Origin of the sequence: Streptomyces sp. R-07 (genome assembly GCF_049913175.1) — a bacterium.
Taxonomy (GTDB): Bacteria; Actinomycetota; Actinomycetes; order Streptomycetales; family Streptomycetaceae; genus Streptomyces.
In genome coordinates this window covers 501,371-514,640 of the sequence record NZ_CP183978.1, presented here as the reverse complement: position 1 = coordinate 514,640, position 13,270 = coordinate 501,371, and the positions used below count along the sequence as shown (strand labels likewise).

Annotated in this window: 11 protein-coding genes and 1 pseudogene; 5 read left to right on the top strand and 7 right to left on the bottom strand. The window is 71.4% G+C overall.

Features of this window, described 5'->3' with window-relative positions; all coding sequences use genetic code 11:
- Nucleotides 1-342: 342 nt before the first annotated feature.
- A complete protein-coding gene (locus tag ACN9M0_RS02550) occupies nt 343-924 on the bottom strand; it encodes a GNAT family N-acetyltransferase (RefSeq protein WP_426403024.1) in 582 nt (193 codons plus the stop codon).
- 113 nt (nt 925-1,037) lie between these two features.
- On the opposite strand from ACN9M0_RS02550, the gene ACN9M0_RS02545 reads away from it, so the two are divergent.
- A complete protein-coding gene (locus tag ACN9M0_RS02545; protein WP_426403023.1) occupies nt 1,038-1,232 on the top strand; it encodes a hypothetical protein in 195 nt (64 codons plus the stop codon).
- 802 nt (nt 1,233-2,034) lie between these two features.
- On the top strand, nt 2,035-4,311 hold the full coding sequence (locus ACN9M0_RS02540) for a collagenase (RefSeq protein ID WP_426403022.1): 2,277 nt from the start codon (nt 2,035-2,037) through the stop codon (nt 4,309-4,311).
- Nucleotides 4,312-4,346: 35 nt separating this feature from the next.
- On the opposite strand, the gene ACN9M0_RS02535 is transcribed toward ACN9M0_RS02540, so the two are convergent.
- The 3 genes from ACN9M0_RS02535 to ACN9M0_RS02525 form a co-directional block, all read right to left on the bottom strand.
- Complete coding sequence (locus tag ACN9M0_RS02535; RefSeq protein WP_366038238.1) at nt 4,347-5,015, bottom strand: deoxynucleoside kinase; 669 nt, start codon at nt 5,013-5,015, stop codon at nt 4,347-4,349.
- A 399-nt stretch (nt 5,016-5,414) separates the two neighbouring features.
- The gene (locus tag ACN9M0_RS02530; RefSeq protein WP_366038240.1) at nt 5,415-6,092 is read right to left on the bottom strand and encodes a GntR family transcriptional regulator; all 678 of its coding nucleotides are present in this window, start codon (nt 6,090-6,092) and stop codon (nt 5,415-5,417) included.
- A 66-nt stretch (nt 6,093-6,158) separates the two neighbouring features.
- Entirely contained in the window at nt 6,159-7,364 is a 1,206-nt protein-coding gene (locus ACN9M0_RS02525) for a CaiB/BaiF CoA transferase family protein (RefSeq protein ID WP_366038241.1), read from the bottom strand.
- A gap of 159 nt (nt 7,365-7,523) precedes the next feature.
- Here ACN9M0_RS02525 and ACN9M0_RS02520 point away from each other — a divergent pair, with 159 nt between their 5' ends.
- The gene (locus ACN9M0_RS02520) at nt 7,524-8,705 is read left to right on the top strand and encodes an acyl-CoA dehydrogenase family protein (RefSeq protein ID WP_399695394.1); all 1,182 of its coding nucleotides are present in this window, start codon (nt 7,524-7,526) and stop codon (nt 8,703-8,705) included.
- A gap of 22 nt (nt 8,706-8,727) precedes the next feature.
- On the opposite strand, the gene ACN9M0_RS02515 is transcribed toward ACN9M0_RS02520, so the two are convergent.
- Complete coding sequence (locus ACN9M0_RS02515) at nt 8,728-9,267, bottom strand: FBP domain-containing protein (RefSeq protein ID WP_426403021.1); 540 nt, start codon at nt 9,265-9,267, stop codon at nt 8,728-8,730.
- A gap of 35 nt (nt 9,268-9,302) precedes the next feature.
- Nucleotides 9,303-10,772, bottom strand: a complete 1,470-nt coding sequence (locus tag ACN9M0_RS02510; RefSeq protein WP_366038244.1) for a PLP-dependent aminotransferase family protein — start codon at nt 10,770-10,772, stop codon at nt 9,303-9,305.
- A gap of 101 nt (nt 10,773-10,873) precedes the next feature.
- Here ACN9M0_RS02510 and ACN9M0_RS02505 point away from each other — a divergent pair, with 101 nt between their 5' ends.
- Together ACN9M0_RS02505 and ACN9M0_RS02500 are read left to right on the top strand one after the other, a co-directional pair.
- Nucleotides 10,874-11,071: a hypothetical protein gene (locus ACN9M0_RS02505; protein ID WP_366038245.1), complete on the top strand. Its 198-nt coding sequence runs from the start codon at nt 10,874-10,876 to the stop codon at nt 11,069-11,071.
- Nucleotides 11,068-11,643, top strand: a complete 576-nt coding sequence (locus ACN9M0_RS02500) for a universal stress protein (RefSeq protein ID WP_366038246.1) — start codon at nt 11,068-11,070, stop codon at nt 11,641-11,643. The genes ACN9M0_RS02505 and ACN9M0_RS02500 overlap by 4 nt, the downstream gene beginning before the upstream one ends.
- 245 nt (nt 11,644-11,888) lie before the next feature.
- Here ACN9M0_RS02500 and ACN9M0_RS02495 read toward each other — a convergent pair.
- Nucleotides 11,889-13,265 (bottom strand): annotated as a pseudogene (locus tag ACN9M0_RS02495) (DUF6777 domain-containing protein); the annotation flags it as partial.
- Nucleotides 13,266-13,270 lie beyond the last annotated feature (5 nt).

Here is a 13,270-nt window from a genome sequence, read left to right as displayed (position 1 = left end):
TCTCGCAGAGTCCACCGGTGGCCAGTTGCGGCTGAGCGGTTCGGGAGCAGGACCGAAGGAGGTGCCGACCTGGTCGCCGACCTGTGCGGCGGCGTACCGCCAATCGCCCGAAGTTGCTCGTTACTGACCCACACTCCTAGGGGCGGTCCACCGTCTTAGCTGAAGCAGAAACCAGGACCTCCCGTGTGCCCGAAACTCACTGAAGACAGCGAAATACGGCCCTTATCTGCCTACTCGGCCTGTCCACTGGCGACTTCGTGCAAAAGCCAAACCTGTGGATCACGCCATGGCCCATGCCTGACCAACCGTTTCGTTTGGTTCGCGGGTGGCCATCTGGACCCGTCATGAAGGATGGCCTCCCCGGGCGGGCTGGTAAGGGAGGGTGAACGGCAGTCCGAGGTCCACAGGCAGCAGGGCGCCGATCCAGCTGTCCCTCAGGCTTTCGTTGCTGGACTGCGCTGCGCGCAGCAGGCCCTCCATGGTGAAGCCGGCCTTCTTCGCTACCGCCCACGAGCCCCAGTTCCCAGCCTCCGCCCGCCATTCGAGACGCTGGACATCCCGATCGGTAAAGGCCCATCTGGCCAGGGCGAGTACTGCCTCGGTGGCATAACCTCGGCCTCGATGTTCCGCCACCGTCCAGTACCCGACGCCCCATGTCCCGGCGTGGCAATGGATGTTGGCGGACGCCACCAAGGTGGCACTGTCCCGAGCTACCACTGCGAAGTGATACATCGTGTCGTCCTGCCAGCCACGCGGTACCGACTCGCCCAGGTAGAAGGCGGCGTGTCGGCGTTCGTAGGGCGTGGGGAGGTCCGTCCACCACTGGATATCGGGATCTTGACACGCCGCCAAGACCGCGTCCTCATCGCTGGGATCGTGGGGGCGCAACAGCAGGCGCCGGGTCGTCAGCGAGACGGGTTTCATGTGCGTAGATTCTGCTGGCTGGTAACCCGTCAGGCCATCGATTTGTGGCGGCCTTCCGCCCTGCCTTCCGCAGCCCGCGACGGCGTGCTCACCGCGGGGTCTTACGGCACCCGATGGCGGCGCTCGGCCGGCCGGCGGCAGCGTTCGATGCGGTCACCGCGTCGAACGCCCCGCGTAGTTCGCGGGCTAGGGTGACCCCCGCGATTACCATTTACGACACCTTTGGCACCCAGAACCACACGGCTGAGGAGCTTGCCGGGCTGCTTGCCCCGCTCCTCGGCGTGGTCTTCGTCGAGCGCGACAGCTGATTCCGAGGCGGCTATCTCAAGGCCGAGGAAGGCCAGGCCGAGATCGAGATCCAGCCCAACGCCATCCCTGGAGACGGCGAGGAAGACGACCTCTACGCAACGGAGCACGCGGCGTTCCAGACCCTCGTGCTGGTCACCGGCCCGGAACCGGACCGCACGCTCAACACTGCCCTCGCCTCCGTCGAAGGGCTCGAAGTACTGGTCCGCGAAGAATCCTGAGCCGTTGATCCGCGCCTGTCGAGGGCCTCCAGGTCGGCCCGTACGGGTGTGTGGGGGCGGAGCCGGCGGGCCGTATGTCGGGTCGGGCGAGCTTGGGGTTGCGGTCCGGCCCGGTAGCGGTGTGTGTCGGATCCGTTCGGCGGCTGGGGCGCTGAGCGATCGGCGGCCGAGCTGACTGGAACGTTCACCTTCGTGTCGGTCGGCCAGGCAGCGCGAGCCGCTGGTGGGGTGGCCGGTGCCAGGGGTGAGTCGTCCTGAGGCGCGTGCACCGTCCGCCGCCTTCGGCGGCGCGCTTCCGCGCCCCGACCACGGCGTCGTGAGTGTCATCCAAGCGGTCATGTCCGGGCGCAGGGGGTCCGCGACGCGTGCCTCGACGCGTGCCCAGTCAGGGGGAGTTGGCAACTTTTCCGTTGTCGGGGTCGACGAATCCGGCCAGAAGGCTTCCAGAACAATGCGACATGTGAAATTTTACACGTCACGTGTCAACTGCCCCGTGCTTCCCAGCGCGTGGCCACAACGGCCCCGGAGGCCCCCACAGATGCATCCCTTCCGGATACCGAAGACCCGCGCGCGAAGACTTCCCGTGCTCGGCGCAGCCGTCTTCATCACGCTCGGTCTGTTCGCGCCGCAGAGCCAGGCCGCCGCCGCCCCCGTCGGCGTCACCGCTCCCGCCGGTGCGAACCCAGGAGGAAGCGCGGCGCCGCGGGCGATCCCTGTCCCCAAGTCGCCCCATGCGATGAGCAACAACCCCCGCTTCCGGCTCTCCTCGCAGGACCGCGCCGAGGAGTCCGGCCCGGCTGCGGCGCCCGCTGTCAAGGCGGGTAAGTCGTCGTCGGCCGCCGCCGCGGACGCGTGCGGCGACCTCTCCGGCGTCATCGACTCCACCGGCAGCACGCTGGTTCAGCGACTCAAGGCGCTCCCACAGATCAGCTGTACCTACCCGCTGTTCAACCTCACCGGGGAGAGCGCGCGGAAGGCCTTCCGCGAGGCCCAGATGGTGACCGTCGCCAACGCGCTGCGCGACGACTCGGCCTCGTACGCGGGCAACAACAGCACCTCCACCGGGCAGTTGGTCATGTTCCTGCGCGCCGGTTACTACGTGCAGGACAACAACGCGGACGTCGTCGGTGACTACGGCACGGCGCTGGAGGGCGCGGCGCGCGGCGCGCTGGACGCCTTCTTCGCCGCCCCGCGCAGCAAGGACGTCACCGACGCCAACGGCGAGATCCTCAACGAGGTCGTCACGCTGATCGACAGCACCCACGAGGCAGGCCGGTACGCCGGTGTCGTGAAGTGGATGCTCGGCAGCTACGACGGTACGTGGCCCGGTCAGATGAACCTCGCCATGCAGCACGTCGAGTGGGTCGTCGAGAACGGCTTCAAGGCCAAGAACGACGAGCGCGGCTGGCGGTCCGCCCTCAAGGCCGACCCCGCCGTACTCGACACCTGGGCCCGTTTCATCACGCGCAACGGTGCGCAACTGAACCGTCTCGACGTCGTCAGCAACGTCGGCCGCTACCTCGGCTACGCCCTCGACGTCCCCGAGCTGAAGGACCGGGTCCGGCCGCTCCTGAAGGACCTGATCAACCGGTACCCGAACGTCGGCCCCACCGCGCCGATCACCATGAACCTGGGCTGGTACACGCGCCAGTACGACCGGGGCAACTGCGCGGCCTACGCCATCTGCGACCTCGGCGAGCGCGTGCTTCCCGAGGTGCTGCCGATCCAGCACACGTGCAACGCGGAACTTAAGATCCGCGCCCAGGACATGTCCCCCGACCAGCTGACGAGCACCTGCACGAGCCTCGTCGGCGAGGACGCCTACTTCCACCGGGTCATCGGCGACAAGGGCGCCATCCCCGGTGACGTGAACACCGACCTGGAGGTCGTCGTCTTCGACGACTACACCCAGTACGCGCTGTACGCCTGGGCCATCTACGACATCGACGTCGACAACGGCGGCATGTACGAGGAGGGCGACCCGGCCGTTCCCGGCAATCAGGCCCGCTTCATCGCCCACGAGGCGAGCTGGCTGCGCCCCGATTTCCAGATCTGGAACCTCAACCACGAGTACACCCACTACCTCGACGGCCGCTCCAACATGTACGGCGACTTCGAGGCGGGCATGACCACGCCGACCATCTGGTGGGTCGAGGGCATCGCCGAGAACATCTCGTACGGCTACCGGGGCGAGCGCAACGCCGACGCGATCGCCGAGGCCGGCAAGAACACGTACAAGCTCAGCGACCTGTTCGACACCGTGTACGGCCAGGACGAGGACCCCGCCGTCAACTCGAACCGGGTCTACCGCTGGGGCTGGCTCGCGGTCCGCTACATGCTCCAGAAGCACCCCGCGGACGTCGGGACCGTGCTCGGCAAGTACCGCACCGGTGACTGGACCGGGGCCCGCACCGTCCTGAAGCAGACCATCGGGACCCGCTACGACGCGGACTTCGCGACCTGGCTGACGACCGACTGCGCGACCGACGACTGCGGTCCGCTGCCGGAGGCCCCGGCCACCGCCGCCCCGCTCTGCACCATCAGCGACCCGCGTCAGTTCGACCAGAACTGCCGCCGGGACGGCCTCGCCGCCTCCGCCGGCAACTACAGCTACCACTTCGTGTACCTGCCGGCCGGCGTCAAGCAGCTGACGATCACCAGCAGCGGTGGCACCGGCAACGCCGACCTGTACTACGGCGGCGGCAGCTGGGCCACCACCAGCAACTACCAGGCGAAGTCCACCGGCGCCGGGAACGGCGAAACCCTGACGATCGACAACCCGCCGTCGGGCTGGGTCTACTTCAGCCTCGCCGCCGCGCAGGACTTCAGCGGGGTGAGCCTCTCCACGCAGTCCAGGTGAACCGCTTCGCCGGGGCCTCCCAGGCCCCGGCGAGCTCACGCTCGGAGAGCAGCTCCGGTCGCCGTCAGGGCGTCCTTGACCTCGCGCGCCACGCGGGCCGCGTCGTCGGGGTTGTTCACCACGTCCGTGTGGTTCATGTCGATGACGAGGACCTCGCTGGCCGAGTAGTGCTTGTGGACCCAGTCGTCGTAGCCGGACCACAGCGTCCGGTAGTACTCGACGAGGCTCTCGTCCTGCTCGAAATCGCGCCCCCGCAGCCCGATGCGGTGCAGGACCGTCTCGAAGTCCGCCTTGAGGTAGACCATGAGATCGGGTGCCTTGCGGTACGGCAGGCCCTCGATCTCGCGCATCATCTCCTCGAGCAGCCCCTCGTACACCTGCATCTCGAGGGAGCTGATCCGGCCCAGTTCGTGATTGACCTTGGCGAAGTACCAGTCCTCGTAGATGGACCGGTCGAGCACGTTGTCGCCCTGCCTGTACGCCTCCTTGATCGCGGCGAACCTGGTCTGCAGGAAGTAGAGCTGGAGCAGGAACGGGTAGCGCTTCGCCTCTATCTCCTCGGGGCTCGCCGAGTAGAAGAGCGGAAGGATCGGATTGTCGTCCACGCTCTCGTAGAAGACCTCGCTGCCCAGCTCCTTGGCGAGCAGTTCGGCCACGCTCGTCTTGCCGATTCCGATCATGCCTCCGACGCAGATCACCGGCATACCTCACTTCTCCCTGGGGGTCTTCTGTTTCGTGGGCGGGCGAGCTGGGCTTCCCGCACCACTGAGACGCACGCCGGTGGTCACGCGATTCCCCGGGATTTCCGTGATCGACGTCACGAGGACCGTCAGGACCGAAACCCGCTCCGGATCAGACCGCTCTCCTCGACGGGGTGGGCCGACCGTTCCGCAGCTGCCGCGCGCAGCGACAGGCCGCAGCCCGCGGCCGCCTTGAATCTTAGATGACGATTTCGCCCCGTGGTGGCCGGTGCACGGGGGCCGGGCCTGCGGTGCTTTCAGCCCCGTTCCGGGTCTTCCGGCAGGCGGTGCTTCAGCCTCGTTCCGGGTCTTCCGGCAGGCGGTGCTTCAGCCTCGTTCCGGGTCTTCCGCCACGCCGTGCTTTCAGCCCCGTTCCGCTTCCGGCGCCAGGACCTCGCGCAGCGCGGACACCGCGTGGGCCCGGTGCTCGTCGAGCCAGCGGACGGTGGCTTCCTCGTCGCCGTGGCGGAGTGCCGAGATCACGGCGCGGTGCTCCCGTATGGCCTGCTTCCGGTGCGGGGACTCGGTGTAGTAGAGGGAGCGGTACGCGTCGGTGGCGTCCCACAGCGTCGTGATGAGGCGGACCAGGCGCGGCATCCCGGACGCCTCGATCAGGGTGAAGTGGAAGAGCCGGTTCGCCGCAGCCATCGCGGCCACGTCTCCCTCGTCGGCGGCCCGCTCCACCTCGCGCTGGATCCGTTCGATCCTGCCGACCGTGCCCTCCGGCATCCGCCGCACGGCCATGCGTACCGCCTCGGTCTCCAGGAGTTCCCGGATCCGGTAGATCTCCTCCAGGTCGTCGAGGGAGAGCTCCGCGACGAAGTAGCCCCGGTGGACGTGATGGACCACGAGACCTTCGGCCTCCAGGGCCTTGAGGGCCTCCCGGAGCGGGACCCGGCTCACCTCGAAGCGTGCCGCGAGGGCTTCCTGGCGGATCGGCCCGCCGGGCCTCAGCTCGCCGGTGGTGATGGCGCGCCGCAGTTCCTCCAGGACGAACTGCTGGGCGGTCTGCGGCCGCCGCTTCTGCACCGCGCTGCTCATCGCCTGTGACCTTCCGTTCCCTCACGTCGCCGCCGGTGGATGCGGCCACCGGTGCCGACCATCTTCCTACGCACTGCCGTTCGCCGCTGAGCCCCTGTGGACAACTCGCCCCAGCTCCGACCGCACGCCGTCCGTGTGCTCACCGAGGCGCGGGGGAGCGGTGCGGTAGGAGGGCGGGGTGGCGTCGAGCCGGATCGGGTGGGCGACCTGACCGGGACCGGCCGCGGACTCGGGTACGCGCGGGGCGAGGCCCAGCCGGTCGGCGAGGTCGAAGGCGGCCGCCAGGTCGTTGATCGGCCCGCAGGGCACGCCGGCCGCGGTGAGCTCCTCGAACCAGTCTTCGGCGGTACGGGTGCCGAGCGGGCCGGCGAGGGCCTCGACCAGCTCCTCCCGGTGGGCGACCCGGGCCGTGTTCGTGGCGAAGCGGGGGTCTCCGGCCAGCTCCGGCCGGCCGAGCCGCTCGCACAGGGCCCCGAACTGCCGGTCGTTGCCCACGGCGAGGACCAGCGGCCGGTCCCGCGCCTCGAACACCTCGTACGGGGCGATGCTCGGGTGCCGGTTGCCCATCGCGCGCGGCACGACCCCCGCCCCGAGGTGGGCGGCGGCCTGGTTGGTGAGCGCCGAGAGGAGGGAGCTCAGCAGGGAGACCTCGACCCGCTGGCCCTCGCCGGTGCGCTCCCGGTGCCGCAGGGCGGCGAGCACGCCGAGGCCCGCGTGGAGGCCGGTGATGACGTCGACCAGGGCGACCCCCGCCTTCGTGCCCTGCCCGTCCGGTTCTCCGGTCATGCTCATGAGGCCGCCCATGGCCTGGACGAGCAGGTCGTAGCCCGGCAGCCGGGCGCCCTCGGCGGTGCCGAAGCCGGTCACGGAGCAGTAGACGAGCCCGGGGTTGCCCGCCCGTACGTCCTCGTATCCGAGGCCGAGCTTCTCCATCGTGCCGGGGCGGAAGTTCTCGACGAGGACGTCCGCGCGGTCCACGATCGCGCGTGCGGTGGCGAGGTCCTCGGGGTCCGTGAGGTCGAGCGCCACGGAGCGCTTGTTCCGGTTCACGCCGAGGAAGTACGTGGCCTCGCCGGCGGCGAACGGCGGGCCCCACGCGCGCGTGTCGTCGCCGGAGCCCGGTCGCTCGATCTTGATGACGTCCGCGCCCAGGTCGGCGAGGAGCATCGTCATGTACGGCCCGGCGAGCACCCGGCCGAAGTCGGCGACGACGATCCCGGAGAGGGCGCCGCTCGGCGGCGTCCCTGGTGTGCCCGGCCGATCTGCGCGCATTCCGCTGTCCCTCGCTTCTGCTTGAGCCGCCGGAGTCCGGATATTGGATCCAATCGGGACCGTACGGTTCGGACCTCGGATTTTCAATACTGGATCCAATATCCGATCTGGGGCTACGCTTCGGCTCGCCGAGTTGCCACAGTCGCCAGGAGGCCGTCCGTGAAGTCGCCGTCCACCCCCGTCCACCCCTTCGACCTGCTCGCCGTCGACGGACTCCTGACCGACGAGGAGCGGGAGATCCGGAACACCGTGCGCGCCGTCGCCGACCGCGAGCTGCGGCCGCACGTCGCCGGCTGGTTCGAGAAGGGCGAGATCCCCGCCCGCGAGCTCGCCCGCACGCTCGGCGGCATCGGCGTCCTGGGCATGCACCTGGAGGGCTACGGCTGCGCGGGCACCAACTCCGTCGCGTACGGCCTCGCCTGTCTGGAGCTGGAGGCCGTCGACTCCGGACTGCGCTCGCTCGTCTCCGTACAGGGTTCCCTCGCCATGTACGCGATCTGGAAGTACGGCTCCGAGGAGCAGAAGCAGCGCTGGCTGCCGAAGATGGCGGCGGGCGAGTACATCGGCTGCTTCGGGCTCACCGAGCCGGACGCCGGCTCTGACCCCGGCGCCATGCGGACCAACGCCAAGCGGGACGGCTCCGACTGGGTGCTCAACGGCACCAAGATGTGGATCACCAACGGTTCGGTGGCCGACGTCGCCGTCGTCTGGGCGCGGACCGAGGACGGCGTCCGCGGCTTCCTCGTCCCGGCCGGCACCCCCGGCTTCAGCGCCCCCGAGATCAAGATGAAGCTCTCGCTGCGCGCGAGCGTCACCAGCGAACTGGTCCTGGAGGACGTCCGCCTCCCCGCCGACGCGATGCTGCCCGAGGCCCGCGGCCTCTCCGGCCCGCTCGGCTGCCTCAACGAGGCGCGCTTCGGCATCGTCTTCGGGGCGCTCGGCGCCGCCCGCGACTGCCTGGAGACGGCGATCTCCTACGCCAAGGACCGGATCGTCTTCGACCGCTCCCTCGCCTCCTACCAGCTGACGCAGCAGAAGCTCGCCGACATGTCCGTCGAGCTCGGCAAGGGCATGCTCCTCGCCCTGCACCTCGGCCGGCTCAAGGACGCCGGTGCGCTCACCCCCGAGCAGGTCAGCGTCGGCAAGCTGAACAACGTCCGCGAGGCGATCGCGATCGCCCGCGAGTGCCGCACGATCCTGGGCGCCAACGGCATCACCCTGGAGTACCCGGTGCTGCGCCACGCCAACAACCTGGAGTCGGTGCTCACCTACGAGGGCACGAGCGAGGTGCACTCCCTGGTCATCGGCAAGGCGCTCACCGGCGAGCAGGCCTTCCGCTGAGCCGAGCGACCGTCCAGGTCGTTCAGCCCGCCGTCACCCGGTCGACGAACGCGTCCAGGTTGCCCGTCAGCCGGGCGACCTGCTCGTAGAGGGTGAGGGACTCCTCGTGGCGCCGGCCGCGCAGCTTCGGCTGCCGCCTGCCCCGGACGTAGAGGGAGCAGGCGAGGTCGGCGCAGAGGTAGATCCCGACGGTGTTCCCCTCGCGGCCGCGGGCCCCGGCGAGGGGCGCCACCAGGAGCGTGACGCCCGAGGATGCGTGCCCGGTCAGACAGACCTGGCACATGCTCGACTTCACGGCGCTGGTCCGGCCGGTGGCCGGGACCCGCAGGGTCACGCCGACCGGCCCGTCCGCGCGGGGCACGACCAGGTGCGCCCGCAGGGGCGCGCCGGGGTCGACCCAGCCGAGGAAGTCCAGGTCGTCCCAAGGGAGTTCGGCGAAGTCGAGGGGCAGCTTGAGTCGCGCCGCCTCGCCCTTGGTGCTGTTCACGAAGGACGAACGGATCTGCGTGTCGGTCAGTGGTTCCACTCGGTGGACCGTACACGGACCGCGGGAGGCGGGCATCCGAATATGAGGCCCGCCGGATCCGCCGGACCCTTTCAGGCCACCCAGTCCGGCAGGGCCGGGTCGGCGAAGTGACCCGGGCTGCCGTCCAGGGCCGCCGCGAGCCGCTCCGCCGCCGGTTCGTACACCTCGACGGGCAGGGTGAAGGGAATCCGCAGCCGGTGCTCGTGCGTGCCGGGGTCCACGCCGAACCGGGCGCCGCCCTCCACCCGTACCCCGTGCCGCAGGGCCCGGGCCGCGAGGGTGGAGGCGACCGGCCGGCCCAGGTCGATCCAGAGGCACATCCCGCCCGGCGGCACCGCCCAGCGCCACTCGGGCACGTGGCGGGCGAGGGCGTCGGCCAGCGCGGACCGGCGCAGCCGCAGTTCGTCCAGGCGCTGCGGCACGATCACGTCGAGGCGGTCCATCAGCGCGACCGCCACCAGCTGGTCGAGCACGGAACCGGACAGGTCGGCGGTGATCCGGACCCGGGCCAGCTCGGTCACGACGCGGGACGCGGCCCGCACCCAGCCGACCCGCAGCCCGCCCCAGCAGCTCTTGCTGAGCGAGCCGACGGAGACGATCTGCTCGCCGTCGCCCCCGCTCGCCGCCGCCGCGAAAGGCAGCGGCGCGGGCACGTCCAGGGCCATGTCCGTCAGCGTCTCGTCGACCACCAGCCAGGTCCCGGTGGCACGCGCGCACCGCGCGAGCTCCCGGCGCTGCTCCGCCGGCATCAGCCGCCCGGTCGGGTTGTGGAAGTCGGGGATCAGATAGGCCAGACGCGGCGCGGTCTGCCGGAGCGCCGCGTCCACGAGCCCGGTGTCCCAGCCGGCCTCGGTCACCGGAACCGGCGTGACCCGGAGCATGCGCCCCCGCATCGCGTCGAGCGCGTTGGTGTACGAGGGGTTCTCGGCTAGCACCCGGTCGCCGGCCCGGCCGAGCAGCGAGAGCACCAGCGAGACGGCCTGCTGCGCGCCGGTCGTGACCAGGATCTGGTCCGGCAGGGTCGGCAGGCCGCGGGCCGTGTACCGATCGGCGATCGCGGCGCGCAGCGCGGGCAGCCCGTACGGGTGGTAGCCCTGCGAGCCGGCGTAGCGGGGCAGCTCCGCGGCGGCCGCCGCCAGTGCCGCGGACAGCTCGGCCTCGGGCGCGTGCGGCGCGGCGAGGGCGAGGTCGATGGTCGCCCCGGCGTCGTCCTGGAAGGCGCCGAGAACCGTGGGCGCCTGCCCGTCCGGCAGCGCGGTCCACGTACCGGCGCCGCGCCGGCTGTGCGCGTAACCGCTCTCGCGGAGCAGGTCGTACGCCCCCGTCACGGTCGTCCGGCTCACCATGAGCACCGCGGCGAGCTCACGCTCGGCCGGCAGCCGCAGGCGGAGCGCCACCCGGCCGTCGAGCAGCGCCTCCCGCACGGCCCGCGCGAGCTCCCGGTATCCGAAGCGGCCCTCCGGGGGAGGGGTGAGGAGCGATGCGAGCTGGCGGCCCGTCAGGGTTCGGTCCGCGGTGTGGACCACACGTGCCACTGCCATGCCAATCACTCCTCATTGGCTCTGCTGTCCGGGCCAATAAGCTTACAGACTCCTTTCCAGTGGCCTGGTGGCCATGTTCCACAAGGGAGAGGAGACGCCCGATGTCCGGACACTTCACCGACCGCGACGAGCGGCTGTGGCAACTGCGCGCCGAGGAGAGAGCCGCCCGGCCCCTGCCGATCGGCACCTGGCTCCGGGCGCTGCGCGCCGCGGCGAGGCGGACCAGGGCGACGCGCACCGAGACGGCCGGCGGCGCCGTGACGCCCGCCGGCCGCGCCCACTCCTGCGAACCGGCGTGACCGGCACCCTCCCGCGGGGCGGCGGCCGGGTCGTCGTCGGGGTGACCGGTTCGCTCGCCTCGCTCGCCGCCCTGCGTCACGCCACCGCCGTCGCCCGCCGAAACGGCGCCCCGCTCCTGGCGGTCCTGGCCTGGGAACCCCCGGAGGGGGAGGCGCTCTTCGCCCGGATGCCCGACCGGGCCTGGGCACGCCTGTGGGGCGAGGACGCCCGGCGGCGCCTGGAGGAGGCCCTCGCCGACGGGCTCGGCGGCGCCCCCGTGGACCTCGCCTTCGAGGCCCGGGTGGTGCGGGGCGCCCCGGCGGCCGCGCTGTGCTCGGTGGCCGACCGCCCGGGCGACCTGCTGGTCCTCGGCTCGGCGCCGGGGCGGGGCCGCTTCGCCCGGCTGCGCCGGCAGCCCGTGCTGCGCGCTGCCCTGCACCGCGCGCCCTGCCCGGTGCTGACCGTGCCGGGCCCCGCACTGCGCCCGGGGGAGGCCCGCGTCCTGCGCCGGAACGCCCGTACCCCCGCACCGGGACGGGCCACCGAGTACGGGCACAGCCCGTCAGTCCCTGGCCCGAAGGTCAGGGACTGACGGGTCGAGAGGTGCCGGAACGCCCGTAGCCGTCAGATGACCGGAGCGGACCCGGGGCCGGGCGCCGGAGTGGAGGCCGAATGCGACCCCGAACCGGACACCGAGCTCGTTGCCGAACGCGACGCCCAGCCAGACGCCGAACGCGACGCCGAGCCCGACGGGACCCGCGGTGACAGCGAGGAGAGCGACGCGTGCGGGGAGACGGCCGCCGTCGTCTGATCCCCCTGCTGCATCCCCTGCTGGTCCGGCGACTGGCTCGTGAGATCCGCCGAACCGTCGGAGGCGGGCCCCGACGCGGGGCTCGACGACTCCGTCGACGGAGACGAGTCCGTGGGGCCGGTCGAGTCGGACGGCGACGCCGGTGAGGACGTCGACGCCGAGGGGGAGAGCGTCGAGGGGCACGGCGACGGGGTCACCCCGTTGCTCGGTGTCGGGGTCTCGGTGCCCGTCACCGTCACGCACGGCACCGGCGACGACGGGGAGACCGACGGGGACGAGCTGGACGTGGACGGCGAGGAGGACGCCGACGTCGACGGGGAGACCGTGGGCGGCGGGGGAGGCGGCGGGGCCGGCCTGTCGTGCTTGCCGGTGTCGCCGTGCTTCCGCGCGAACCAGCCGTCGTCCTGGGGGTCGTACACCACGAAGACGTTCACGATCGTCACGGAGGGCGACACCACGACGACCTGCTGGGAGTTGTACCCCTGCCACGGCGTGCCGGTCGTGCGCGGCGACTTCTGCGCCACCGGGCCGGTCAGCGGATTGCCGCAGGCGCAGCGCACCCGGGGCACTCCGCGGCCGTCGACCATGACGGCCGTGCCGGCCTGGAGCACCGACTGGTAGGTGGTGGCCGCGCCGTTGCGGAATCCGTGGTTGGTCACGCGGGTGTCGACCCGGAGCTGAAGCGGGGTCAGGGAGCGGAGATAGCCGGGTACGTCGCTCGGCGAGATCCCGGCGACGCCGGCGAAAGCGGCGTTCTTCGCGGGCTCGTCGGAGAGGTAGCGCACCTGCTGTTCGACGTCGCAACTGGAGACCGACTGCGTCCCGCCGTAGAGGCCGGGCGTCGAGCCCGACATCTCCGGCACGGCCGAAGCGGTACGGGGCGGCAGCGAGGCCGGCGGGGCGGAACCGCCGTCGGCGCGTGCCGTCGACCGGGTGAACGGGTCCGGGCCGGACGCGGCGGCGTTCTGCAGGAAGACCTCGCCACCGCCGGACGCCGTCGTGCCGCTCTTGTCGTCGGGGCGGTTGGCGAGGACGACGGCCAGTGCCGCGGCCGCCACGAGCACGGCGGTGACGGAGGCGACCTTCGGGACGGAGCGCCACCAGGGGCCGCCACCGCCCTTGCCGCCGCCGCTCGGACCGGAAGCGCCGTTGCCGCCGCCGGAGCCGCCACCGCCGGGGCCACCCCCGTCACCGGAGCCGCCACCGCCGCCGGAGCCGCCGGACGAACCGCCACCCCCCGGACCGTCGTGGGGCGGTCCGGGCGGCGGTGGGGGACCGGCGCTTCCCGGGCGTGTGCTCGGGCCCGAGAGGGGGCCCGAGGGGGGACCTGCGGGGGGAACTGACGGAGGGCCGGACGGCGGGTGGGAAGTCACGTTTTTCCCTTTCTTCCGTTCCGGGCCCATTGTGT